Origin of the sequence: Citrobacter sp. MGH106 (assembly GCF_001037495.1) — a bacterium.
GTDB classification, from domain to species: Bacteria; Pseudomonadota; Gammaproteobacteria; order Enterobacterales; family Enterobacteriaceae; genus Citrobacter; species Citrobacter murliniae.
Window position 1 is genome coordinate 3,307,773 of sequence record NZ_KQ089822.1, and the last position, 26,556, is coordinate 3,334,328.

The 26,556-nt window shown below is 51.1% G+C and carries 21 protein-coding genes and 1 other annotated feature; of the genes, 9 read left to right on the plus strand and 12 right to left on the minus strand.

What is annotated here, in order from left to right; translation table 11 throughout:
- Positions 1-106: 106 nt before the first annotated feature.
- A complete protein-coding gene (gene ushA, locus SK36_RS15510; protein ID WP_048221930.1) occupies positions 107-1,759 on the minus strand; it encodes a bifunctional UDP-sugar hydrolase/5'-nucleotidase UshA in 1,653 nt (550 codons plus the stop codon).
- 161 nt (positions 1,760-1,920) lie between these two features.
- On the opposite strand from ushA, the gene SK36_RS15515 reads away from it, so the two are divergent.
- Complete coding sequence (locus tag SK36_RS15515) at positions 1,921-3,141, plus strand: MFS transporter (RefSeq protein ID WP_045440668.1); 1,221 nt, start codon at positions 1,921-1,923, stop codon at positions 3,139-3,141.
- A 226-nt stretch (positions 3,142-3,367) separates the two neighbouring features.
- Positions 3,368-5,044, plus strand: a complete 1,677-nt coding sequence (gene ybaL, locus SK36_RS15520; RefSeq protein ID WP_045440666.1) for a YbaL family putative K(+) efflux transporter — start codon at positions 3,368-3,370, stop codon at positions 5,042-5,044.
- A 64-nt stretch (positions 5,045-5,108) separates the two neighbouring features.
- Here the strand turns inward: ybaL and SK36_RS15525 are convergent, their stop codons facing one another.
- Entirely contained in the window at positions 5,109-6,413 is a 1,305-nt protein-coding gene (locus SK36_RS15525; RefSeq protein WP_045440663.1) for an inosine/guanosine kinase, read from the minus strand.
- A gap of 152 nt (positions 6,414-6,565) precedes the next feature.
- Here SK36_RS15525 and aes point away from each other — a divergent pair, with 152 nt between their 5' ends.
- On the plus strand, positions 6,566-7,525 hold the full coding sequence (gene aes / locus SK36_RS15530; protein ID WP_048221931.1) for an acetyl esterase: 960 nt from the start codon (positions 6,566-6,568) through the stop codon (positions 7,523-7,525).
- Here aes and hemH read toward each other — a convergent pair.
- The 8 genes from hemH to SK36_RS15570 all read right to left on the minus strand — a co-directional run bounded on the left by hemH (position 7,522) and on the right by SK36_RS15570 (position 15,781).
- On the minus strand, positions 7,522-8,484 hold the full coding sequence (gene hemH, locus SK36_RS15535) for a ferrochelatase (protein ID WP_045440655.1): 963 nt from the start codon (positions 8,482-8,484) through the stop codon (positions 7,522-7,524). The genes aes and hemH overlap by 4 nt on opposite strands.
- 181 nt (positions 8,485-8,665) lie before the next feature.
- Positions 8,666-9,310 (minus strand): adenylate kinase, encoded by a 645-nt coding sequence (gene adk, locus SK36_RS15540; protein WP_045440652.1) that lies wholly within the window; start codon positions 9,308-9,310, stop codon positions 8,666-8,668.
- Positions 9,311-9,545: 235 nt separating this feature from the next.
- Positions 9,546-11,420: a molecular chaperone HtpG gene (gene htpG / locus SK36_RS15545; protein WP_045440650.1), complete on the minus strand. Its 1,875-nt coding sequence runs from the start codon at positions 11,418-11,420 to the stop codon at positions 9,546-9,548.
- A gap of 107 nt (positions 11,421-11,527) precedes the next feature.
- A complete protein-coding gene (gene recR, locus SK36_RS15550; protein ID WP_045440647.1) occupies positions 11,528-12,133 on the minus strand; it encodes a recombination mediator RecR in 606 nt (201 codons plus the stop codon).
- Complete coding sequence (locus SK36_RS15555) at positions 12,133-12,462, minus strand: YbaB/EbfC family nucleoid-associated protein (RefSeq protein WP_003021764.1); 330 nt, start codon at positions 12,460-12,462, stop codon at positions 12,133-12,135. The genes recR and SK36_RS15555 overlap by 1 nt, the downstream gene beginning before the upstream one ends.
- Before the next feature lie 62 nt (positions 12,463-12,524).
- A complete protein-coding gene (gene dnaX, locus SK36_RS15560) occupies positions 12,525-14,456 on the minus strand; it encodes a DNA polymerase III subunit gamma/tau (protein ID WP_048221932.1) in 1,932 nt (643 codons plus the stop codon).
- Positions 13,128-13,192: a sequence feature (DnaX frameshifting element), on the minus strand. It overlaps the preceding gene by 65 nt.
- Positions 14,457-14,575: 119 nt before the next feature.
- Entirely contained in the window at positions 14,576-15,127 is a 552-nt protein-coding gene (apt, locus tag SK36_RS15565; RefSeq protein ID WP_045440640.1) for an adenine phosphoribosyltransferase, read from the minus strand.
- Positions 15,128-15,403: 276 nt separating this feature from the next.
- Entirely contained in the window at positions 15,404-15,781 is a 378-nt protein-coding gene (locus SK36_RS15570) for a DUF454 family protein (RefSeq protein ID WP_048221933.1), read from the minus strand.
- 69 nt (positions 15,782-15,850) lie between these two features.
- On the opposite strand from SK36_RS15570, the gene priC reads away from it, so the two are divergent.
- Together priC and rsmS are read left to right on the plus strand one after the other, a co-directional pair.
- On the plus strand, positions 15,851-16,378 hold the full coding sequence (gene priC, locus SK36_RS15575) for a primosomal replication protein N'' (RefSeq protein ID WP_045440636.1): 528 nt from the start codon (positions 15,851-15,853) through the stop codon (positions 16,376-16,378).
- A 13-nt stretch (positions 16,379-16,391) separates the two neighbouring features.
- Positions 16,392-16,547, plus strand: coding sequence for a pleiotropic regulatory protein RsmS (rsmS, locus tag SK36_RS23860; RefSeq protein ID WP_071828900.1), 156 nt, complete (start codon positions 16,392-16,394; stop codon positions 16,545-16,547).
- 77 nt (positions 16,548-16,624) lie between these two features.
- Here the strand turns inward: rsmS and mscK are convergent, their stop codons facing one another.
- Positions 16,625-19,987 (minus strand): mechanosensitive channel MscK, encoded by a 3,363-nt coding sequence (gene mscK / locus SK36_RS15580; protein WP_048221934.1) that lies wholly within the window; start codon positions 19,985-19,987, stop codon positions 16,625-16,627.
- Between the two features lie 125 nt (positions 19,988-20,112).
- Positions 20,113-20,757 carry a multidrug efflux transporter transcriptional repressor AcrR gene (gene acrR, locus SK36_RS15585; RefSeq protein ID WP_048221935.1) on the minus strand — a complete coding sequence of 215 codons (645 nt, stop codon included), beginning with the start codon at positions 20,755-20,757 and terminating at the stop codon, positions 20,113-20,115.
- 141 nt (positions 20,758-20,898) lie between these two features.
- Here acrR and acrA point away from each other — a divergent pair, with 141 nt between their 5' ends.
- From acrA to SK36_RS15605, 4 genes are all read left to right on the plus strand, one after another.
- Positions 20,899-22,092, plus strand: coding sequence for a multidrug efflux RND transporter periplasmic adaptor subunit AcrA (gene acrA / locus SK36_RS15590; RefSeq protein ID WP_045440628.1), 1,194 nt, complete (start codon positions 20,899-20,901; stop codon positions 22,090-22,092).
- A 22-nt stretch (positions 22,093-22,114) separates the two neighbouring features.
- Positions 22,115-25,264, plus strand: coding sequence for an efflux RND transporter permease AcrB (gene acrB, locus SK36_RS15595; protein ID WP_045440626.1), 3,150 nt, complete (start codon positions 22,115-22,117; stop codon positions 25,262-25,264).
- Positions 25,265-25,750: 486 nt separating this feature from the next.
- Positions 25,751-26,125: an Hha toxicity modulator TomB gene (gene tomB / locus SK36_RS15600; protein ID WP_003021733.1), complete on the plus strand. Its 375-nt coding sequence runs from the start codon at positions 25,751-25,753 to the stop codon at positions 26,123-26,125.
- A 27-nt stretch (positions 26,126-26,152) separates the two neighbouring features.
- Positions 26,153-26,371, plus strand: a complete 219-nt coding sequence (locus SK36_RS15605) for an HHA domain-containing protein (protein WP_002892050.1) — start codon at positions 26,153-26,155, stop codon at positions 26,369-26,371.
- Positions 26,372-26,556: the final 185 nt, after the last annotated feature.

A 26,556-nucleotide genomic window follows, 5' to 3' on the forward strand; every position in this document is an offset into this window, starting at 1 on the left:
GCCCGGTAACGCAACGTTTACCGGGCCTGCTACTGATACAGGGCGCAACTCTGCACATTCTGTCCGAGCAGTGCCCGGGTTCAAAATGGCGAACAAAATAGCCCTGTTACTGCCAGCTCACTTCACCTTTCGGTTCATACGCGCTGGCATCCAGCGGTGAATTCTTCTGTACGAACTCTTTCAGCACTTCCGCATCGATAAACCCGGTATTCACGTATCCCGGTTTGTTATCAATTCGCGGATACCCATCTCCCCCCGTGGCGTTGAAGCTTAGCGTTGCCATGCGATAGGTTTTTGCAGGATCAACAGGTTCGCCCTTGATCTGCAAATCATTCAGCTTGCCGTCTTTCGCCACAAAGCTGACGTTAGCAAACTGAGGATAAGCACCGGAGTCAGGCTTCATTTGCGCTACCGCGGTCAGATAGTCAATGGCCTCTTTACCGCTCATATCGGCATACACCACTATGTTGCCAAACGGTTGTACCTTCAGCACGCTCTTATAAGTAATATCACCGCCTTCAATGGAGTCACGAATGCCCCCCCCGCTCATCACACCAAAATCAGCGCTGGTACGCGCCATTTGTGCGGCCAGAAGCAAACGCCCCATATTGGTCTGCACAAACCGCACTTTGCTACGGTCACCTTCGAGACGCGCATTTACGCTACCAATTTTAACTTCCAGTTGCGCTTTGCCTTTATTCTGGAAAGGCGTCAGCAGAGAGAGCATCTGCTGATTTTCAACGATTTCCGGGGTGTAAAGTACGCGCTCACTTTTACCGTTATCCCAGGTGACTTTTTTCTTCAGGTTTACCGGAATAAGTTGGTAGTTCACCATTTTCATTTCGCCGTTACGGAATTCAAAGTCTGCACGACCAACATATTTCCCCCACTCATGCGCCTGTACAATCCAGATACCATTTTGCTTGTCTGGCGCACATGGTGTTCCCGGCACGTAATCAACCTGCTTTTTATTCTCCGACGCCATACACACTGGATCCTGTGAGTGACCACCCACAATCATCGCCAGCGCTCCCGCAGGCAGGCTGCGCGCCATTTCCACATCACCTGGAGCGTTTGAACCATGGTTGCCGTTGTCATAATGCCCCATATGTGTGGTAGCAATAATGACATCTGGCTTTTCACCCATATTGAGTTCCTGGATCACCAGTTTGGCTTCGTCCGCAGGCTTACGAAACTCAATATCGGTGAAAAATTCCGGGTTACCAATTTTCGCCGTATCGTCAGTAGTCAGACCAATAACGGCAATTTTTAAATCCTGACGCTTAAAAATGGCCCACGGCTTGAATAAACGCTCACCGGTACTTTTCTGGTAAATATTGGCAGAAAGAAACGGGAATTTTGACCATTTTTCCTGCTGTCGCAATACGGTCAATGGATTATCAAATTCGTGGTTTCCCACCGCCATTGCGTCATAACCAATCAGGTTCATACCACGAAAATCAGGCTCCGCATCCTGGAGATCAGACTCCGGTACGCCGGTATTTATATCGCCGCCGGATAACAGCAGTACGCTACCGCCTTCTGCAGCAACCTCATTACGAATGCCATCCACCAGCGTTTTTTGCGCTGAAAGTCCGTATTCACCATATTCGCTGCGCCAGAAATGGCCGTGGTGATCGTTGGTATGCAGAATAGTAATTTTGTAGGTTTTATCTTTTTCGTAAGCCTGAGCAGGCTGACCTGCCACCGCAAATGCGGCCAATAACGCCAGCGCCACGCCCCGTTGCAAAAATTTCATGTTTCTCTCCCTGACTCAATATCAACCGCTGAAATTACAATGATATGAAATAATAGCCGAAAATGTTTTCAGAAATGAGACTTCCTTCAAACACCAACCGCAGGTATGTTAGTCGGATAATAATTTCATCTGCACCCTCTAATAATCATTGAAGTGAACCTATGGCAACGAATCAAACCGCTCAACCGATCCCCGGCTCCGCTGCGCCGTCGCAAAAAGCACGCACCTCATTTGGCATTTTAGGTGCCATCAGCCTCTCCCACCTGCTTAACGATATGATTCAGTCGCTGATCCTGGCGATTTACCCGCTGTTGCAGTCAGAGTTCTCGCTGACGTTTATGCAGATCGGGATGATTACTCTGACCTTCCAGCTGGCCTCCTCTCTGCTTCAGCCTGTTGTCGGCTACTGGACGGATAAATACCCGATGCCGTGGTCGCTCCCCATTGGAATGTGCTTCACACTCAGCGGGCTCGTCTTACTGGCCATGGCGGGCAGTTTCCACATGGTGTTGCTTGCCGCTGCGCTGGTCGGTACCGGTTCATCGGTATTTCACCCAGAATCGTCCCGTGTGGCGCGTATGGCCTCCGGTGGTCGCCATGGACTTGCTCAGTCGATCTTCCAGGTCGGGGGCAACTTCGGGAGCTCTCTGGGGCCCTTACTGGCGGCTGTCATCATCGCGCCATATGGAAAAGGTAATGTGGCGTGGTTTGTTCTGGCGGCATTATTAGCGATTGTGGTACTGGCGCAAATCAGCCGCTGGTATGCAGCACAGCATCGAATGAGTAAAGGTAAGCCGAAAGTCGCTATTGTGAATCCACTACCACGTAATAAGGTGGTGTTGGCCGTTGGCATTCTGTTGGTGCTGATTTTCTCCAAATACTTCTATATGGCGAGCATCAGCAGCTATTACACCTTTTATCTGATGCAAAAATTCGGATTATCGGTACAAAATGCCCAGTTTCACCTGTTTGCTTTCCTGTTTGCCGTTGCGGCCGGAACGGTTATTGGTGGACCATTAGGCGATAAGATTGGCAGAAAATATGTTATTTGGGGCTCTATCCTTGGTGTAGCGCCATTTACCCTCGTTTTACCCTATGCAACGCTCCACTGGACCGGGATTTTAACCGTGATTATTGGTTTTATCCTCGCATCGGCCTTTTCGGCCATTCTGGTCTATGCGCAGGAGCTACTTCCAGGGCGTATCGGCATGGTTTCTGGGCTATTCTTCGGATTTGCCTTTGGCATGGGGGGCCTCGGCGCTGCGGTGTTGGGGCTGGTTGCCGACCATACCAGTATCGATTTGGTCTATAAAATATGTGCTTTCCTTCCACTTCTTGGGATACTGACCATATTCTTACCTGATAACCGACATAAAGCTTGATTTTCCTGCGGCCAAAAGTACTTTTTGGCCGCTCACACTTACAGAGACCATCAGCCTTTACCCCGAATATACCCCTCAGCTTTTCCGATCCGTGCTTTTTTATGTCTAAAATCCTGTTTTCATCAAAATTCAATAATTATTCATAAACATAATCATCAAAATTGTCATAAACTATTACCCGGAGTTAGTTTTTTTCAGGATCAACACAGCAATCAAAGGAGACGGAATGCATCACGCCACCCCGCTTATCACCACCATTGTTGGCGGCCTTGTGCTCGCTTTTATATTCGGCATGCTTGCCAATAAACTGCGTATTTCTCCTCTGGTGGGATATCTGTTAGCGGGCGTTCTGGCCGGTCCATTTACACCTGGTTTTGTTGCTGATACCAAGCTTGCGCCGGAGCTGGCGGAACTTGGCGTTATTTTGCTGATGTTTGGCGTCGGGCTGCACTTTTCTTTGAAGGATTTGATGGCGGTAAAGTCCATCGCCATTCCCGGCGCGATCGCCCAGATAGCCGTGGCGACTCTGCTGGGTATGGCGCTTTCAGCTGTGCTGGGCTGGTCGCTGATGGTCGGTATCGTCTTTGGACTGTGTCTTTCAACCGCCAGTACCGTGGTGCTACTGCGTGCTCTTGAAGAACGACAACTGATTGACAGCCAGCGCGGGCAAATCGCCATCGGCTGGCTTATTGTAGAAGATCTGATGATGGTTCTGACGCTGGTTCTCCTGCCAGCCGTCGCCGGAATGCTGGAAAAAGACAATGTCGGCTTTGCTTCGCTGGCCGTAGATATGGGCATCACCATCGGCAAAGTAGTGGCGTTTATCGCGATTATGATGCTGGTTGGCCGTCGCCTGGTGCCGTGGATTATGGCCCGCAGTGCCGCAACAGGCTCACGTGAGCTGTTCACCTTATCAGTACTGGCTCTCGCCCTGGGTATCGCTTTTGGTGCCGTGGAGCTGTTTGATGTCTCCTTTGCGCTTGGTGCGTTCTTCGCCGGGATGGTATTGAACGAATCTGAATTGAGCCACCGTGCGGCGCACGACACCCTGCCGCTGCGCGATGCATTTGCTGTGCTGTTCTTTGTTTCCGTCGGGATGCTGTTTGACCCATTAGTTCTGATCCAACAGCCGCTGGCGGTACTGGGTACCCTGGCCATTATCATATTTGGTAAATCGGTTGCCGCATACTTCCTGGTACGCCTGTTTGGTCACTCACAGCGCACGGCATTAACCATTGCCACCAGCCTGGCGCAAATTGGTGAATTCGCCTTTATCCTGGCAGGGCTGGGAATGGCGCTTAACCTGTTGCCGCAGGCCGGACAAAACCTGGTGTTGGCCGGGGCGATCCTCTCCATTATGCTCAACCCGGTACTGTTCGCCGTGCTGGAAAAATACCTCGCAAAAACCGAAACGCTGGAAGAGCAGACACTCGAAGAAGCTATCGAAGAAGAGAAACAAATCCCGGTCGATATCTGTAATCATGCCCTGCTGGTTGGTTATGGCCGCGTCGGCAGTCTGTTGGGTGACAAATTGATGGCAGCGGGTATTCCTCTGGTGGTTATCGAAACCTCTCGTACCCGCGTGGATGAACTTCGTGCACGAGGGATCCGCGCCGTTCTCGGAAATGCTGCTAACGAAGAGATTATGAATCTGGCGCACCTGGATTGTGCTCGCTGGCTGTTGCTGACGATCCCGAATGGTTATGAAGCGGGTGAAATTGTCGCTTCATCGCGTGAGAAATGCCCGACGATTGAGATTATCGCCCGCGCACATTATGACGATGAAGTAGAGTACATCACCGAGCGCGGAGCCAATCAGGTAGTGATGGGCGAGCGTGAAATTGCACGTACGATGCTCGAACTGATCGAAACGCCGCCTGCCGGTGAAATGGTCACGGGTTAATGCTCCGGATGCCAGTCAGTTAAACACGCAGGCCCGGTAAACTCAACGCTACCGGGCCCTTCGATTAACGATCCCAGTAAGACTCTTCGAGGCTGTCTTCACGTTCAGGCAGACCCCGCGTCAGGCGCGGAGAATGCTGATTCAGCACCTGATAACTCACGCGATTAGCATATTTACATACCTGAGCTAACGATGAATAAGTCAGCCAGGTGTATTTGTGTTTACTCGAGTTCGGTACATTGCTGCGGTGGTAGCTGTTGGCGGTAATATCATGCAGCAATGCCGCCAATGCACCATCACCAGCCCCGTTGGTGTTCATAATTTTTTCCGGCCCGCCCATGTACGGCGCAATGTGCGAATAAACGCGCAGCGGATTCGTACAATCTTTATAGCGCATCGCGCGGCTGAACTCGTACTGATTGAATTCGGCAATGGCCCCCGGCAGCAGCGGATGCTGAGTTTTGCGTTTGACCTCATCTTCCGTGAAGCCGGCCATATACAGCCCCACGGGTCCCGCAGTACACAGCACCAGATCCACCCAGTCCAGCGCCTTGTCAGAAGCCAGTAGCGGATCATTTTCACCGGTCAGCGCCTCAGCCTCTTCTTCATTCATAGCCAGAATTGAGACATTCTCTTTCAGGAATTCCTGCCACCATTGCGGGTTATCAGCAATAACGAATTTCGTTCCCAGGGTCAGTACCACCGGAACATTGTGCTTTTTAGCAAACTCAATCGCCTTCATGGTTGCTTCCGGCATCGGCTCACCCGGCTCACAGCGCACCAGATACGATGTCAGCACCAGCGCAGAAGCACCGGCAATCACTGATTCAGGAATGCTATCCGCACGCAGCTTATTCATATGCCCGGGGCTTATTGCAAAGGTACGCTCACCGGATTCGCCAATCAGAGTGAAGCAGCGACCGATAGGGCCATCAACACCCTGGAGGTAGTTCAAATCTGTGCGGCTGGAGGTATTGCATAAATAGCGATACGCGTAGCTGCCAATTTCGATATTGCTGCACATGACGCCCAGCAGTACTGAGCGATCATCCGCCAGCACCGAATAGTTGTGCATAGTGTTGCCGATGGTTCCACCTGCAAACTGATGGGTGATCAAATTTTCACGTACCAGCTCCTGGTAGAGCGCTTCTGCGACATCATCACCAATCACCAGAGAATGCCCGGCGCTTAATCCATAACGTTTCACAAAGTCGTCATCAACTCTGGCTTCAATATCCACCAGCGTTTGATCAATACCGACCACCCAGGCTGCGCTGGTCTCGTTTTCAGTTTGAATTTGTTGCAGCAACGGATCGCGCGCGTTGACAGGAAAATAGTGTTTGGATTTACGTTTACCGGGAAATTTCATGGTCGATTTTACGGGTGGTTAACTAAGCGGTGCATGGTAGCACATTCCTGACTGCGCATGCGATGAGGCATAAGTTTCAATATCAGACGGTGAGATCTCAGTTTATCCGGCATCAGTTTCTACAATAAATCACCCTTCACAAGGAGCGTTTTATGAAGCCAGATAACAAGATCCCCGTACTTGACAGAATTTCAGACGAAATGAAAGCCGTGGTGAATTTTCATCGTGATGACCTGCCGCCGTGGCCCGCCGCCGATGATTTTGTGGCCCAACGTCAGCATTATATCCATGAACGGCAGTTCTGGAATGCCGATGGCCCACAAATGAGTACCAGAGAGTGTGTCATTTCTACCGCACAAAGCCCCGTTACCACACGCATCTATTCGCCGCAGTCCTATAGCAAGGCCACGCTGTACTACCTGCATGGCGGGGGTTTTATACTTGGCAATCTCGACACACACGATCGCATTATGCGTCTGCTGGCGCACTACACCCAGTGTACCGTGATTGGTATCGACTATTCGCTGTCACCGGAGGCTCGCTTCCCGCAGGCCATCGAAGAAATTGTCGCCGTGTGTCAGTACTTCCATCTTCACGCCCGTGAGTACTCACTTAATGTGAGTAACATCGGTTTTGCTGGTGATTCTGCCGGCGCAATGCTGGCGCTCGCCAGTGCACTATGGTTGCGTGATAAGCAGATAGAATGTGGCAAGGTGACAGGCGTGCTGCTGTGGTACGGGCTTTACGGTTTACGCGATTCACTTAGCCGCCGGCTGATGGGGGGAGAGTGGGATGGCTTAACTCATCAGGATCTGGAGATGTACGAGAACGCGTATCTGCGTAGCACTGAAGATCGTGAATCACCCTATTATTGCCTGTTTAACAATGAGCTGACGCGCGACGTGCCGCCATGTTTTATCGCAGGTGCGGAGTTCGATCCGCTGATCGACGACAGTCGGTTACTCTATCAGACGCTACAGGCGCACCAGCAGCCTTGTCAGTACAAAATGTACCCCGGCATGCTGCACGCCTTCCTGCACTATTCGCGGATGATGAAAACCGCCGACGATGCCCTGCAGGATGGCGCGCATTTCTATAGGGCGCAGCTTTAGCGGTACGCTTCAGTCAGTTTCAGCATCATCTCGATATGTTCCGGTGCGGCATTCAACGCCGGAATATACTCATATTTTTTACCACCTGCCTCGAGGAATATTTCCCGGTTTTGCACCGCGATCTCCTCCAGCGTTTCGAGACAATCTGCCGCAAATCCCGGACACATAACCTGGATATGACCGGTACCTTTCTCCGCCAGCATTTTTAGCGTTTCGTCGGTGTAGGGCGTCAGCCACGGCTCCCGGCCAAAACGGGACTGGAAAGTCATCATCACTTTTTCCGGCGCCATACCGAGGGCCGACACCAGCTCACGCGTGGTGTCGCGACAGCGTTGCGGATAATCATCACCTTCATCGGCGTAACGTTGCGGAATACCGTGGTATGAAAGCAGCAGCAAATCGGGTTCGCCATGTCGTGCAAACGAGTCACGGGCGCTTTTAGCCAGCGCATCAATATAGGCGCTGTCATCGGCATAATCGCGAATAAAGGAGATACCGGGAATGCCCCGCTTACGCGCTAAAATTCGCGCCAGTTCGTCCCACACCGCCGCCACCGTAGAGCAGGAATATTGCGGGTAAAGCGTTAAAACTACGATGTGCTCGACCCCATTCGCCAGCAGTTCATCTACTGCACTTTCCAGCGAGGGGGAACCGTAGCTCATACCCAGGGCAACGGGGGTATCCGGCAACTGTGCAGCCAGAGCCTGCTGCTGCGCCCTGCTGTATACCATCAACGGCGAGCCATCTTCCATCCAGATGGACTGGTACAACTTTGCCACGCGCGGCGCGCGCAGCGGCAGGATCACACCGCGCAACAATGGCCACCATAACAGGCGGGAAGTATCGACCACGCGTTTATCGCTTAAAAACTGACGCAGATAGCGTTTAACGGCTTCGGGGGTTGGGGCATCGGGGGTGCCAAGATTAGCCAGCAGGATACCGGTTTTCGTCTGACGCATTACCGCCTCTTATCGATTCAAATTGTTGATAATTGTAGCGGAAAAGCGAGGAAGAAGAACTAATTGCTGTAAGAGGTAAAATAAGAATATGCCTGATGGCGCTACGTTTATCGGGCCTACACGAAAACGGTAGGCCGGATAAGGTGTTCACACCGCCATCCGGCACTGACTGCAGTAAAACTTAACCGAGGATTTTTTCAAGAGAAGCGCGAACGGCGGCAACAGCCTGAGTACCGTCTACTTTCGCATATTTAGTATTACCCGCTTCCGCTTCTTTCTGGTAGTAACCAATCAGCGGAGCAGTCATCTGATGATATTCAACCAGACGCTTACGCACAGTCTCTTCCTGGTCATCTTTACGGGTGGTCAGCTCATCGCCGGTCACGTCGTCTTTACCTTCAACTTTAGGCGGGTTGAATTTGATGTGATAGACACGACCAGAGGCCGCATGAACGCGACGACCTACGATACGGTCAACGATCAGTTCGTCCGGTACAGCGAATTCCAGAACGTAATCAACAACAATACCCGCTTCTTTCATGGCGTCAGCCTGCGGAATAGTGCGCGGGAAGCCGTCCAGCAGGAAACCATTGCGGCAGTCTTCCTGAGCGATACGCTCTTTTACCAGCGCGATCACCAGCTCATCAGTTACCAGTTTACCGGCATCCATGATGTCTTTCGCTTGTTTGCCCAGCTCGGAGCCAGATTTCACGGCAGCACGCAGCATGTCACCGGTGGAGATCTGCGGAATACCGTACTTCTCCATGATGAACTGAGCCTGAGTTCCTTTACCCGCGCCCGGAGCGCCAAGCAGAATGATACGCATTACGAAAATCCCCTTAAAGGTTGTCGATATTTTTAAAAAGCGCTAAACGATACCACCATCACGCAATTGGCTCAAGAAAGGTGCTTGCCGCTGAAACGGTTAATGGCGGGAAAATTAAGAAAAGAGCGGTTTCAGAAGGTAAAAAGCCGGATTAAGGTGCTCGCACCTTAATCCGGCTTACAAAAATACTCGGCATTGTGCCGGATAATCGCCATCCGGCACTAAAGAACAGCTATCAGGAAACCAGCAGCTGATTCATACGACGGATAAACTGGTTAGGATCTTCCAGCGTGCCGCGCTCAGCGAACAGCGCCTGATCCAGCAACAGTTCAACCCACTCTTTAAACTGTGCTTCGTCCTGGGTATCTGCCGTGCGTTTTACCAGCACGTGATCCGGATTGAGTTCAAAGATATATTTCACTTCCGGTACAGCCTGGCCCGCAGCGGCAAACAATTTCGCCATCTGAGTGCTCATTTCGTCCGCGTCGGTAGTGACAATCGCCGGAGTGTCGGTCAGACGGTGCGTCAGACGCACTTCTTTTACACGATCGCCCAGCAGAGTTTTCACGCGCTCAACGAACGGCGTCAGCGCTTTTTCCGCCTCTTTTGCCGATTCGTCAACTTCGTCCGCCAGCTTGTCGATGGACTCGTCAGCTTTAGCCACAGACTGGAACGCTTTACCGTCGAACTCGGTCAGGTAGTTCATCATCCACTCATCGATGCGGTCAGAAAGCAGCAGGACTTCGATGCCTTTCTTACGCAGCAGTTCCAGGTGCGGGCTGCTCTTCGCTGCCGCATAGCTGTCTGCAGTGATGTAGTAGATTTTCTCCTGCCCTTCTTTCATGCGTGACACATAGTCTTCCAGCGACACCGTTTGTGCAGAGGAATCGGTATGTGTGGACGCGAAGCGCATCAGTTTAGCGATAGTTTCCTGATTGGCGTGATCTTCCGCCGGACCTTCTTTCAGTACCAGGCCAAACTGTTTCCAGAAGGTCTGGTATTTTTCTGCATCGTCTTTCGCCAGTTTTTCCAGCATTTGCAGCACACGCTTGGTCAGCGCACTGCGCAGGTTACGGGTGACGCTGCTGTCCTGCAGGATCTCACGGGAAACGTTGAGCGGCAGATCGTTGGAATCTATCAGACCGCGCACAAAACGCAGGTAGTTCGGCATGAACTGCTCAGCGTCGTCCATGATAAATACACGCTGGACGTACAGCTTCAGACCGTGTTTATGATCGCGGTTCCACATATCCCACGGCGCCTGAGACGGGATATACAGCAGGCTGGTGTACTCCTGCTTACCTTCCACACGGTTGTGGCTCCAGGTCAGTGGGTCAGTGAAATCGTGCGCGATATGCTTGTAGAACTCGTTGTACTCGTCGTCTTTGATTTCCGACTTGTTACGCGTCCACAGCGCCTGCGCCTTGTTGATTTTCTCCCAGGAAACGACGGTTTCACCGTCTTTCTCTTCCTGTTTCTCAATCTCTACCGGCAGTGCGATATGGTCGGAATATTTGCTGATGATGGAGCGCACGCGCCAGTCATCAAGGAATTCATCTTCACCTTCACGCAGGTGCAGAGTGATTTCCGTACCGCGATCGTCTTTGGTAATGTCCGCAACGGTATACTCGCCTTCGCCAGCAGATTCCCAAAACACGCCGTTTTCCGGTTTGTCGCCCGCCGCACGGGTCCGCACGGTAACTTTGTCAGCAACAATAAATGCAGAGTAGAAGCCCACCCCGAACTGGCCGATCAGTTGGCTGTCTTTAGCCTGATCGGATCCCATGGATTCGAGGAAAGACTTGGTACCGGATTTAGCAATGGTCCCCAGATGATCGATAACGTCATCACGGTTCATCCCCACGCCGTTATCGGCAATGGTCAACGTACGCTTATCTTTATCGAAGGAGACACGCACACGCAGTTCGCCGTCACCTTCATACAGGTCCGGGTTAGACAGCGCGCGAAAACGCAGCTTGTCTGCCGCATCAGAGGCGTTAGAGATAAGCTCACGCAGGAAGATTTCTTTATTGGAATACAGAGAATGGATCATCAGGTGCAGAAGCTGTTTTACTTCTGACTGAAAACCACGAGTTTCTTGTCCTTTCATGTCGAAAATACCTCAATGCCAATTACAAGGTAAAAAAGCGTTGAGAGGGAGATGGGGATAGCGGAGGGGTATTTCAAGCGGGAGCAAAAATTTTTGCTCCCGATTGATTAAAAACGAATCTTATGCCGTCCGGCAAGAGAATGGGACAACGTAGTGCCGTCAACCATTTCCAGCTCGCCGCCTACCGGTACGCCATGAGCGATACGGCTGGCTTCAACGTCATACTGCATGCAAAGCTCGGCAATATAGTTGGCGGTAGCCTCTCCTTCGACCGTCGGATTGGTCGCAAGGATAACTTCATTGATTTGCTCAGACGCCAGACGCTGTTCCAGACGGTCAAGCCCGATATCATCAGGCCCGATACCATCCAGCGGCGACAGGTGTCCCATCAGCACGAAATAACGCCCGGAAAATTGCCCTGTTTGCTCAATGGCATAGATGTCCGCCGGACTCTCAACCACGCAAATTTGACCATTTTCCTTGCGACGCGGATTCGCGCAGATGCTACATACTTCTTGCTCTGTGAAGGTGCGGCAATCAGCACAGTGACCGATTTCCGACATCGCCTTCGTTAACGCTTGCGCCAGACGCATCCCGCCGCTGCGATCGCGCTGTAGCAGCGTGAACGCCATGCGCTGCGCTGACTTCGGGCCTACGCCCGGCAGACAGCGCAGTGCTTCCATAAGCTGAGTTAACAGCGGGCTGGTTTGCATCAGAACGGCATCTTAAAGCCAGGAGGCAGTTGCATACCGGAAGAAACAGAGGCCATTTTCTCTTTCTGGGTCTCTTCAATGCGACGTGCCGCATCATTGAATGCCGCAGCAACCAGATCTTCCAGCATCTCTTTGTCGTCTTCCAGCAGGCTAGGATCGATTTCCACGCGACGGCAGTTGTGCGCGCCATTGATGGTCACTTTAACCAGACCTGCGCCTGATTCGCCAGTCACTTCCAGCTTGGCGACTTCTTCCTGCATCTGCTGCATTTTTTCTTGCATCTGCTGGGCCTGTTTCATCAGGTTACCCAGACCGCCTTTACCAAACATAGGCTTCTCTCTCAATCACGTTAAGGGATGACGACCATAAAACCATGAGATATGGCTTACGATCAAATGGGGCGAATACTCTCTTCGTCCAGGTCCGCATCAAAAAAACGACGCAGCGTCTGAATGTTATTATCCGCAATAATCGACTCACGCGCCTGCGCGAGTTTCTCTTCATAAATGGCCTGACGCCACTCCAGCGGCGTTCGCACCGCAGGATTATCATCTTCAACGATGGTCAATTCAACTGCTGAGCCCATTAAGGCGCTCAATGCTTCCGTAAGTTTCTGCTGTGCGCCACTGGAATTGAGGTGCCGCTGCGTGGAACGCAAGTGCAGGCAAACGACATTGCCATTCTCTTCTTTCCAGGCATTAAGCGCCACCTGCTCTACCAGCTTGGGTAGCGAAAGCTGGCTAACCTGCGCGGCCCAGGGGTCGCGCTCAATCGCTTCTGCTGCCAGCTTAGCGGCCAGCTCCGGCGTTTTTTCATGCTCCAGCGCTTTTTTCAACGCTTTCGGTGTGGCAACAACCTCTTTTACTTCTGCTACCGGATTGGTTGCTTTCCAGCGATAGGCTTCTTTTTTCGCCGGAGTCTGCTCCAGCGCAGACGCTGCCGGACGAGCCTGAACACGTTCCGACACCGAAGCCAGTCTTTCCAGCGCAGCATTATTCACCGGCCGCGCGCGGGGAGCGGCTGCCGGTTCACTCTTTTTTGTTTTGGTTGCTCCCTGAGCTCGCTGCAGTTGGTTGCGCGCGGCAAGAACCCGGCTGGTAGCGTCAGATAACGGTACATCCGAATGTGCAGGTGCAGGTGCAGACTGCTGTACAGGGACCTGCGTCGGTGTCATCACCGCGGTAGGTGCAGCGGGCGCAAATGACTGTTGCGGTACTTCAGGTTCCGGTAACGGAACTCGCGGATGAAAAGCTAACGAACGCAGCAGCGTCATTTCTACACCCATTCGTCTGTCCGGCGCATACGGAAGCTCTTTGCGCCCGATTAACAGGGTCTGGTAGTAAAGCTGCACATCGGTCGGCGGTACAGTGCGTGCCAGATCACGCATACGCTGTTCAATGGCAGCCATATCGCTGCTCAATGCCGCAGGCGATAGCTGAACCATCGCAATACGGTGAAGCAGGGTCAACATCTCAACCAGCAACGTTTCCCATTCAATTCCGCGAGCGGCGGCATCATTCACCAGCGCCATAACACGCTCGCCATTCCCTGCCACAACAGCTTCAACCAGAGAAAGCGCCTGGTCGTCATCAAGCGTGCCGAGCATCGCGCTCACTGCCTGAGTCGTGACCTGCCCATCACCGCTGGCAATCGCCTGATCGGTCAGACTCAGCGCATCGCGCAGGCTACCGTCTGCAGCACGAGATAACAGCTGCAGTGCGCGTGGTTCGTGGGTGATGTTTTCCTCATTGAGGATATGTTCAAGCTGATGGCGAATTTGTTCGACATCCAGCGCTTTAAGGTGGAATTGCAGGCAGCGAGACAGAATAGTAACCGGCAACTTCTGCGGATCGGTAGTCGCCAGCAGGAACTTAACGTGTGCAGGCGGTTCTTCGAGCGTTTTAAGTAGCGCATTAAAACTGTGGCGCGACAGCATGTGCACTTCATCGATCAAATAGACCTTAAAGCGGCCACGCGCCGGCGCATACTGAACGTTATCCAGCAGATCGCGAGTGTCTTCGACCTTAGTACGAGACGCGGCGTCAATTTCAATCAAATCGACAAAACGCCCCTGCTCAATTTCACGACAGTTGTCACACACACCGCAAGGTGTAGCGGTAATGCCGGTTTCACAGTTGAGTCCCTTCGCCAGCAGACGGGCGATAGAGGTTTTTCCGACGCCACGGGTGCCGGAAAAAAGATAAGCATGATGAATACGCCCTAACGACAAGCCGTTCGCCAGTGCCGTCAGCACATGTTCCTGGCCGACGACGTCAGCAAAGGTTTGTGGGCGCCATTTTCGGGCTAAGACCTGATAACTCATTGGCAGGCTCTGAAAGGCTGGAGGGTGGATTCACAAGGGGGTAATGCTAACACAACCTCGCGCAGACGGCGAGGTTGTGTGTCTCGGTATTACTTTGGCCGATAAAAGATCGTCCGAAATCAGTGTCCCGGGAACGGAACCAGGCTGTAGCAGGTCAATCCCTGTTTTTCCAGGCGCTGTTCACCGCCCAGATCGAACAGGTTGATGATAAAAGCCGCATCGGTGACTTCACCACCCAGACGACGGATCAGCTTCACTGTTGCTTCAATTGTTCCGCCGGTTGCCAGCAAATCGTCCACTACCAGTACTTTGTCACCCGGCTTGATGGCATCAACATGGATTTCCAGCTGATCGGTGCCGTATTCAAGCTCATAGCTCTCAGCAATCACTTCACGTGGAAGCTTACGCGGTTTACGTACGGGTACAAAACCAACGCCTAACCCCAACGCTACCGGTGCGCCAAACAGGAAGCCACGCGCTTCGGTGCCGACAACTTTAGTAATGCCCGCATTTTTGTAGCGTTCAACTAACAGTTCAATGCTGAGTGCATACGCTTTCGGGTCTTCCAGCAAGCTGGTGACATCACGAAAAAGAATGCCAGGTTTTGGGTAGTCGTTGATGCTTTTGATGCTATTTTTGAGAAACTCAAGCTGCTGTGCAGTCGCGGTCATAAGTTTGTGCCTGATTAATACAGTATTGCTTCACGGCGCACTATACACTTTATCCTTCAAGCTGCCTCTTTGTTGGCTGCCTTCATTCATCCCAGGCACTTACTGATGTAAGCTTCGGGGATTCATTCAGTTGCCGTTTCGACGCAACTTGAATGATTTTGTGTCTATATAAGAGCAAAGGTTACATTTGTTTAACCTTTGACCGCCTGCGCCTGTGCTCGAAAACGGTCAAATTTACTGGCTGCGTGAGACAATTGCAACTGGCATTATTGCGCTTCAGTGCTTTTGTTGCTTTTCATCAATCACCGGTATCCGCCACATGAAAATCAATAAACAGGCGAGAATAACCAACAGTAATCCACGCACCCACATCATATTAACCAGCCACAGCGAGATGCCAAATGTAACCAATATCAACAATATAGCGCGCGGCTTTGCCCCCGGAGGCATCGCACGGTGTTTTTGCCAGTGGCGCAGATAGCCGCCGAACCATGAACGGTAGAGCAGCCAGTCGTGAAAACGCGGCGATGAGCGGGCAAAACACCAGGCAGCCAGCAGGATAAACGGCGTAGTGGGCAATAATGGCAATACCACACCCAGCGTTCCCAGCACTACCGCTATCCAGCCAATGATGATTAGAATAATGCGTTGCATAGTTTAAGTACTTAACACAGAGAATCGCTACTTTAGCATAACAGTTCTCATTTTCATCGGAGTGTTATCGTGAAAACCGTCATGCTGTTACAGAAGCTCGAAAGCCAGTTCAACAGCCTGCAACAACTTTGCGCACCACTGGCGCACCACGCAACACTCAGCGCCCGTTTTGATCGCCATCTTTTTCGCACGCGCAGTACGCTGTTGCAGGCCTGTCTGGATGAAGCTAGCGCGAATCTCATCGCACTGCGCCACGCGGTTGAACAGCAACAACTACCACAAATTACCTGGCTTGCGGAACACCTTGCCTCACAGTTAGAGGCTATTATGCGCGAAACTGCTACCTGGTCGCTCAGGGAGTGGGACAGTGCCTCCCCTGGGCTCGCTCGCTGGCAGCGCAAGCGCGTCCAGCACCAGGAGTTTGAGCGCCGTCTGATCGAGATGACGCGTGAACGCAAAGAGCGTCTGGCTCAGGCTACAGGCTTTGAAGAACAGCAAAAACTGCATCGTGAAGTGGAAGCTTTCGAAGCGCGTCTGGCGCGCTGTCGTCATGCGCTGGAAAGAATAGAAAACGTGCTGGCGCGTTTAACCCGTTAACCCCGGAGAAATTATGTCACTTGAGAACGCCCCGGACGACATCAAACTGGCTGTCGATTTAATTATGCTTCTGGAAGAGCATCAGGTTGCGCCTGAAACCGTACTGAAAGCGCTGGAGATTGTTAAGCGGGATTACGAAAAGAAAATACAGCAGCTCCCTGCATCATAAAAAGAGCTGAATCTGTTGGTATCGGCCTACGAGTCCAGAATTATTGCACTTCGTAGGCCAGATAAGGCGTTTACTTATCACCCCACAGCCGGTGTCGGGTCATCACCTTTGAAGTCACGTTTAACTTCAGTCACTGTGTCACCTTTGGCGTTATGCAGATGAACTTCGAGTTGGTTAAAGGCGATATCAATATCGTTTTCACGGCACAGACGGTCAACCGCGCGGTTAAGTTCATCCACCGTATGGCTGCGATCGCGCAGTTCACGAACATATAATCGCAGCTCATGATCCAGCGTGCTGGCACCAAAGGCGGTAAAGAACACCGCCGGTTCCGGATCATGCATCACTTTCGGATGTTCCTGCGCCGCCTGCAGCAGCACCTTCTTCACCTTGTCCAGATCTGAGCCATAAGCAACCCCAATACGGATCACCAGGCGTGTGGTGGTATCAGAGAGCGACCAGTTGATCAGACGTTCCGTTACAAACGCTTTGTTCGGAATGATCACCTCTTTGCGATCAAAGTCGGTGATGGTGGTTGCACGAATGCGAATCTTACTTACCGTACCAGAGAACGTCCCAATCGTGACCGTATCGCCAATACGGACCGGGCGTTCAAACAGAATGATCAGGCCCGAGACAAAGTTACCGAAGATCTCCTGCAAGCCAAAACCGAGACCGACCGACAAGGCCGCAGCCAGCCACTGTAGTTTATCCCACGACACCCCGAGCGATCCGAACACCGTCATCGCGCCGATAGCAATGATTGCGTAATTGAGGATCGTAGTGATGGCATAAGATGCGCCCTGACGCATTTTGAGTCGTGAGAGCACTAACACTTCTAACAGTCCGGGCAAGTTGCGGATCAGCGCCCATGCCACCATTGACGCAATTATCGCAAACAGCAGGCTGCCCATGGTGACATCTTTCACGACTGCGGCCCCGGCCTCTGTACCGTTGTAATGCCAGAGCGTGATGCTGTCGAGGTAGCTGAACACGGTGATCAGATCGGACCAAATTGCCCAGAACAGAACGCCAAACAGAGCAACCATCAGTAGCATAGTAATACGCAGCGTTTGCTGGTTAACCTGCTCCAGCGCAATGGTCGGTTCTTCCTGCGGTTCAGCGCCTTCGGCCCCTTCTTTTACCAGGTTCTGACGGCGCGCTAATGCACGGCGCCAGGCAATGCGACGTGCGGCCACGCTCAGCCCACGCAGTACAGTCTGATACAGCAGGTTCCAGACAATGACCAGATAGACCGTTTCAATCCAGCGCCCAGACAGGCGCAGCGTGGTATAGAAATAACCGGTAGCCGTCAGCACCATTAACGCAATCGGGATAATCGACAGCACGGTAATAGTGACCAGGCGCAGACCATGCGACTCTTTATCACGCCAGCTTTCGCGACACATTGGCCATACAAGGAAGGCGATCAGCAACAGGTTCAGGAAAATGACGACCTGTCCGAGAACGTCGTCCATCAGATTAAGCGGCGAGAGTTCAGCAACCACTGACCAGAAGTTCAGCGGCAATAATGCCAGACTAATGCGCACAATCTGGCGACGCCAGTGGCTGGTCTGTTTCGCAGGCATACCGAAGTGGCGGATCGCCACGCCATCTTTTTCCAGTACTTTCCAGCACAAACCAAACACCAGCCAGAAAATAGCCATCTTCTTACTGAATGCCCACAACAGATCGCTGACGTTCAGTTGCATGGTAAGCAGGATCAGACCAACGGCAAGGATAATCAGGCATGCAGGTAACGCTCTAATCAGATCAATCAGTATCGCTTTTGGCGTATTGAGCTGACTGTCATTACGCAAGTTACCTACCGCAGCAGCGAGTTTTTCCTGGTACGCTTTCAACCATTTCAAACGCCAGCGAATTAGTCCGGCAATCAACAACAGCGGTAGCCCCGCCAGAAAAGCAATAAATACCGCTGGCCAGGCTTTCTCCCAGTTCACCGTGATTTTCATCGACTTGAACTGATCTTTTAACGTTTGAGGGAAGGCTTTGATCCAGTCCCAGTCCATCGGACGGTTACTGTTAACCCAAAAGATTTGCTGGGTCAGGATCCCTTTCAGATTTTTCGATACGCTCATTAACTGCTGCTGGTTAATCTGCAGGTTAATGGCCATCATCAGCTGATTACCCAATTGCTTATTCAGTTGGTCCAGCAGCTCACGGCGCATATCCACGACCTGGAGCAAGGCATCATGAACTTCAGTGTTCACTTCGCTGGTGTGCCCTTCCTCCAGTTTGGCGACAAAAGCGTCATTCTGAAACAACGCGTCACGCTGCTGGTTAACCTCGAATTGTTCCAGACGCAAATCGGCGATCCGATTGGTCATATCAGCAAGTTCATCCGCTGAGGGTAATGTTTGCTGTTGTTGATACAGAATACGCGACAGCAGCAGACTACCTTTCAGAACAGCAATTTGTTCTTTAATGTTGCGTTCAGACTGCATCGCCCGATCAAGCCAGTTTTTGACCTTGATATTTTGCTGCATCAGCGCATTGCCGTTTTCGGTGGCGGAAATCAGACGCTGGCTTAGCTGATGGTTGACCTCAAGTTCTTGTTTGACTAGCGGATTGGTCTGGATACGTTCAGCTTCATCGGGCGTTACCGCTTCCTGCGCCGTCTTTTCGGTGAGCGTCAGCCGTTTGCTGTTCACCGCTTCCTGCAGGAGCTGTAACTGATGTTCAAGTCGGTTGCTGTTGGCTGTCACATAATCACGTTGTTTCTGCAAGGTGTCCTGCAAAACCGTGTTGCCTTCCAGACTTTTACGCTGCTGATCGATCTGCGCATTGAGTAGCGCTTGCTGCGCCTGCAGCAGAACCTGCTGGCTGGGGCGTAATGCCGCTTCACCGACGTTGGTACCATCCAGGCGATTGCGGATTTGCTGCATTTGCTGTGATGCGGTGTACATCGCATTTTGTACACGCTCAGGCTGCGTCTGCAACGAGACCAGTTGGCTGTTGTAAGCCGCCAGATCGTTTTGCGAGCTTTGCAGGTCATCCAGCACCTGAGCGACGCGTGTTTCAAGTTGTCGTAAAGAGAGCGTGCTCAGCGTTTTTCGCGTTTCATCGTCATTATCGACATCACTGAGCGAATTTAACGCCTCCGTCGCCTGGCGCATTTTCTCTGGCGCCTGGGCAACTTTCTGGCGAAGCTGAACGGTCTCATCCTTCACGCGGTCAATCTTATCCAGCGTGGCGAGGGTCTCGATAAGATCCTGCTGAACCAGTTTATCCTGCGCGGAAAGATCTTTTTGCTTACTCAGCGCATCCAGTTGGCTCTGGATATCCGCTTTCGTCGGCAGTTCACCATTCTGTTGCGCTCGCGCAAATGCGGATGACTGACAAGACAGCAAAATAATGAAGAATAAAGTGGTAATAGCAATAAGATGCTTTGAGCGTTTATAAAGCTGCAACATAGTCATGAGAATGAACGTTTCTAACCGGAAAGTGACCGAAAATAGTCAAGCGGCTAGAATATCACGGCGCTGACAGACAGAATAGCGCCAGGGAAAATGTCCAGGAAAATTCCTGGACTGAAATCGAGGGGTTAGCTTGTTTCCGGCACTCGCAGCGTTGGGCAAAGAAGGCACATTTCCAGCAGCACTGCGACGTATTCACGTGCGTTTTTTTTCAGGTCAAAAGATTCCGGGGCGAACAACCAGTTTTCTATAATCCCGGAAAGGTAGCTGCGCATTAAGACCGCTACACGGCGCGTGTTCAGATTCTCTGGCAACATTTTTGCGTTCATACAGTGACGTAACGTTTGTTCAATACGGTCATAGTTTTCAAGACACAGGCTGCGTTGCGCCATTTGAAAAGCAGCTATTTCCCCGACAAATTCGCATTTGTGGAATATAATCTCCATCAATAAACGCCGGCGTTCTTCTGTCACGGTAGCTTCAAGAACGTAAACTAAAATTTCTCTTAATACTGATAGTGGATCGTCGGGGAATTTTGCCTGATACTCAGTCTCTAGTTCATCAATATTGGGTTTTGCCAGATCCCAGATTTCACTGAATAAATCCGACTTGTTTTTGAAATGCCAATAGATTGCACCGCGAGTGACGCCAGCAGCTTTTGCGATCTCCGCGAGCGAGGTGGATGATACCCCTTGTTGCGAAAACAGACGCAGAGCGACATCCAGAATGTGCTGACGTGTTTCCTGCGCTTGTTGTTTGGTTTTTCGTGCCATATGTCGGTGAATTTACAGGCGTTAGATTTACATACATTTGTGAATGTATGTACCATAGCACGACGATAATATAAACGCAGCAATGGGTTTATGGGCTTTAAGCCATTGATCAATTTGAAATCGGACACTCGAGGTTTACATATGAACAAAAACAGAGGGTTAACGCCTCTGGCAGTCGTTCTGATGCTCTCAGGCAGCTTAGCGCTAACAGGATGTGACGACAAACAGGCCCAACAAGGGGGCCAGCAGATGCCAGAAGTTGGAGTTGTGACGCTCAAAACTGAACCTCTACAGATCACAACTGAACTCCCGGGTCGCACCAGTGCTTACCGCATTGCGGAAGTTCGCCCTCAGGTCAGCGGCATTATCCTGAAGCGTAATTTCACAGAAGGTGGTGACATCGAAGCGGGTGTGTCTCTCTATCAGATTGATCCTGCTACTTACCAGGCCGCGTATGAAAGCGCAAAAGGCGATCTGGCCAAAGCACAAGCAGCGGCAAATATCGCTCAGCTGACGGTTAAACGTTATCAGAAATTGTTGGGTACCAAGTACATCAGTCAACAGGATTACGATAGCGCGCAGGCAGATGCACAACAGGCGAATGCCGCCGTTGTTGCAGCTAAAGCGGCAGTAGAAACTGCTCGTATCAATCTGGCCTATACCAAAGTCACATCGCCAATCAGCGGCCGCATTGGTAAGTCATCGGTCACTGAAGGTGCTCTGGTGCAAAACGGTCAGGCGACCGCACTGGCAACCGTTCAGCAGTTGGATCCAATCTATGTCGACGTGACGCAGTCAAGCAACGATTTCCTGCGCCTGAAACAAGAGCTGGCGAATGGCACGCTGAAACAAGAGAACGGTAAAGCAAAAGTCGAACTGGTCACCAGCGACGGAATTAAATTCCCGCAGTCCGGTACGCTGGAGTTTTCTGACGTGACGGTTGATCAAACCACCGGGTCGATTACGTTACGCGCAATCTTCCCTAACCCGGATCACACCTTACTGCCGGGTATGTTTGTCCGTGCACGTCTGGAAGAAGGGACCAATCCGACCGCATTACTTGTACCTCAGCAGGGCGTTACCCGTACGCCGCGTGGTGATGCCAGCGCATTAGTTATCGGTGCGGATGACAAAGTGGAAACCCGCCAAATTGTGGCAGCACAAGCGATTGGCAATAAATGGCTGGTCACTGAAGGACTTAAGCCGGGCGACCGCGTGATTGTAAGTGGGCTGCAAAAAGTACGTCCTGGCGCACAGGTAAAAGCGCAGGAAGTCACCGCTGATAATAACCAGCAAGCCGCAAGCGGTAACCAGCCTGAACAGTCCAAGTCTTAACTTAAACAGGAGCCGTTAAGACATGCCTAATTTCTTTATCGATCGCCCCATATTTGCGTGGGTGATCGCCATAATCATCATGTTGGCAGGGGGGCTCGCGATCCTCAAATTGCCGGTGGCGCAATATCCTACTATTGCACCACCTGCAGTGACGATCTCCGCGACCTACCCTGGCGCTGATGCAAAAACAGTACAGGATACTGTTACGCAGGTTATCGAACAGAATATGAACGGTATCGATAACCTGATGTACATGTCCTCAAACAGTGACTCCACGGGTACCGTGCAGATCACCCTCACCTTCCAGTCTGGTACTGATGCGGATATCGCCCAGGTACAGGTGCAGAACAAACTGCAGTTGGCGATGCCGTTGCTGCCTCAGGAAGTACAACAGCAAGGGGTTAGCGTTGAGAAGTCATCCAGTAGCTTCCTGATGGTTGTTGGTGTTATCAACACCAACGGCACGATGACGCAGGAAGATATTTCGGATTACGTCGCCGCTAACATGAAAGACGCTATCAGCCGTACCTCGGGTGTTGGTGACGTACAGCTGTTCGGTTCTCAGTACGCAATGCGTATCTGGATGGATCCGACTGAGCTGAACAAATACCAGCTTACGCCGGTTGATGTGATTACCGCGATTAAAGCACAGAACGCCCAGGTTGCAGCCGGTCAGCTTGGTGGTACGCCACCGGTGAAAGGCCAGCAACTGAACGCCTCTATTATTGCTCAAACGCGTCTGACCTCTACCGATGAGTTTGGCAAAATTCTGCTGAAAGTGAACCAGGACGGTTCCCAGGTTCGTCTGCGCGATGTAGCGAAGATTGAGCTGGGCGGTGAAAACTACGACATCATTGCGAAGTTCAACGGTAAACCTGCGTCTGGTTTGGGTATCAAACTGGCAACCGGTGCGAACGCTCTGGATACTGCTGCGGCTATTCGCGCTGAACTGGTGAAGATGGAACCGTTCTTCCCGTCAGGCCTGAAAATTGTTTACCCGTATGACACTACACCGTTCGTAAAAATCTCTATTCACGAAGTAGTGAAAACACTGGCAGAAGCAATCATCCTCGTGTTCCTGGTTATGTATCTGTTCCTGCAGAACTTCCGCGCGACGTTGATTCCGACTATTGCCGTACCGGTCGTATTGTTGGGTACCTTTGCGGTCCTTGCCATTTTCGGCTTCTCGATAAATACCCTGACGATGTTCGGGATGGTGCTCGCCATCGGCCTGCTGGTGGATGATGCCATCGTTGTGGTCGAGAACGTTGAACGTGTCATGTCCGAGGAAGGACTACCGCCAAAAGAAGCGACGCGTAAATCAATGGGCCAGATTCAGGGCGCACTGGTGGGTATCGCGATGGTGCTGTCAGCGGTATTTATTCCGATGGCATTCTTCGGTGGCTCTACCGGGGCGATTTACCGTCAGTTCTCCATCACCATTGTTTCTGCGATGGCGTTGTCGGTACTGGTGGCACTGATCCTGACCCCTGCTCTTTGCGCAACCATGCTCAAACCGATTGCTAAGGGCGATCACGGAGAAGGCAAGAAAGGTTTCTTCGGTTGGTTCAACCGCATGTTCGACAAGAGCACGAACCACTATACCGACAGTGTAGGCGGCATTCTGCGCAGCACGGGTCGTTATCTGGCGCTGTATCTGATCATCGTGGTGGGCATGGCCTATCTGTTCGTTCGTCTGCCAAGCTCCTTCTTGCCGGATGAAGACCAGGGGGTATTCCTGTCCATGGCTCAGTTGCCTGCGGGTGCAACGCAAGAGCGTACCCAGAAAGTGCTGGACGAAATGACGGATTACTATCTGACCAAAGAAAAAGCGAACGTTGAATCGGTCTTTGCCGTTAACGGCTTCGGTTTTGCGGGACGTGGTCAGAACACCGGTATTGCGTTCGTGTCATTGAAAGACTGGAGTGAACGTCCAGGCGAAGAGAATAAGGTCGAAGCGATTACAAGTCGTGCGATGGCGGCATTCTCGAAAATTCAAGACGCAATGGTCTTTGCCTTTAACCTGCCGGCGATTGTTGAGCTGGGTACAGCAACAGGCTTTGACTTTCAGTTAATTGACCAGGCCGGACTGGGCCATGAAAAACTGACCCAGGCTCGTAACCAGCTGTTCGGTGAAGTGGCGAAACATCCTGATCTGTTAGTTGGCGTACGTCCTAACGGTCTGGAAGATACTCCGCAATTCAAGATCGATATCGATCAGGAAAAAGCGCAGGCTCTGGGTGTCTCCATTAGTGATATTAATACAACACTGGGTGCAGCATGGGGCGGAAGCTACGTGAATGACTTCATCGACCGTGGTCGTGTGAAGAAAGTTTACGTCATGTCTGAAGCCAAATACCGTATGTTGCCGGAAGATATTGGAAACTGGTATGTCCGCGGTAGCGATGGACAAATGGTACCGTTCTCCGCGTTCTCTTCCTCGCGTTGGGAATATGGCTCGCCGCGTCTGGAACGCTATAACGGTCTGCCTTCCATGGAAATTCTGGGCCAGGCCGCACCAGGTAAAAGTACGGGTGAAGCTATGGCGATGATGGAGCAACTGGCCAGCAAATTGCCATCCGGTATCGGTTATGACTGGACTGGTATGTCCTACCAGGAACGACTGTCTGGCAACCAGGCCCCTGCCCTGTATGCCATTTCACTGATTGTCGTCTTCCTGTGTCTGGCGGCGCTGTATGAGAGCTGGTCAATTCCGTTCTCTGTTATGCTGGTGGTTCCACTGGGGGTTATCGGTGCGTTGCTGGCAGCGACTTTGCGCGGCTTAACCAACGACGTTTACTTCCAGGTAGGCCTGCTCACAACCATTGGGTTGTCGGCGAAGAACGCGATACTTATCGTCGAATTCGCCAAAGACTTGATGGATAAAGAGGGTAAAGGTCTGGTTGAGGCGACGCTGGATGCTGTTCGTATGCGTTTACGTCCGATCCTGATGACGTCACTGGCCTTTATTCTGGGTGTTATGCCGCTGGTTATCAGCTCTGGCGCGGGTAGTGGCGCGCAGAACGCCGTTGGTACAGGTGTAATGGGCGGGATGGTCACTGCAACCGTGTTGGCTATCTTCTTCGTTCCGGTGTTCTTTGTGGTGGTCCGCCGCCGCTTTAGCCGCAAGAATGAAGATGTTGAACACAGCCACCCGGTTGATCATCATTGATTCATTGCTAAAGATAAGGCCGCGCAAGCGGCCTTTTTTTTGAAAAAATCATAAATTGAGCTTATTGTGATTTCGTTTATTTTCTGTAAGGTAAATAAGCGATATAATCCCTGTAGGCTTAAAGGCTATTCTTAAAGAATCCTGAGGTTTCTTATTTACTTTAATAAATATTAAGATTAATCCTAGTCACTCATTGCATTGTAGACTGTTGCCTTTTGTTGCTAAACCTAAACAAGATAACCTGATGATTGCCCGAACAATAAAGAAATTGTTCCATTTCGAATACCTGTATTTATCAGTTAAAGTGTAAAAATGGAACTGCATCATAATTTGCCGTAAATGTAATTTTTCGTGATACGACGATGAAATCTTTTTTAGAGTAGATTATAGTTAAACCATCAGGAGTCGCGGGCAAGTTCCAAGTAGTTTGTTGTATCCATCCCGAAAGGTGTTCGGTTAGTTAAGCCTCTAAGAAGGGGATGCGTTATGGATGAATACTCACCCAAAAGACATGATATCGCACAGCTTAAATTTCTCTGTGAAACCCTGTATCATGACTGTCTTGCAAACCTTGAACAAAGCAACCATGGTTGGGTTAATGACCCGACTTCAGCAACCAGCTTGCAGCTCAATGAACTGATAGAGCATATTGCAACCTTCGCACTTAATTATAAAATTAAGTACAATGAGGACAATAAGCTGATCGCTCAGATTGATGAATACCTGGATGACACTTTTATGTTGTTCAGCAGTTATGGTATTAATACGCAGGATCTACAGAAATGGCGAAAGTCCGGTAATCGGTTGTTTCGCTGTTTTGTCAATGCCACCAGGGCTAATCCTGTAAGTTTGTCTTGTTAAAAATTATTACAATCATAGGTAAGAGTTATGTCCGATAAACCATTAACTAAAACTGATTATTTGATGCGCCTGCGACGCTGCCAGACAATAGACACACTTGAACGCGTTATTGAGAAAAATAAATATGAATTGTCTGACAATGAACTGGCTGTATTTTACTCAGCAGCAGATCATCGTCTTGCTGAATTGACCATGAATAAGCTGTACGACAAGATCCCAACTTCCGTTTGGAAATTCATTCGCTAATTGCTCACGAGGTTAAGTCAGGTATAGCGGTACATTTGTTTGTCTGACTGACCGTTTTCTCGTTTCTAACTATTACTTAACTCTAATCATGTGACAGTGATCACACAGAAGTACCGGGAACGTTCCCCTTAATTGCATTGCGTTTTAGTGTACTGAGATTAACCATCAGCAAACAGGAAAATGCG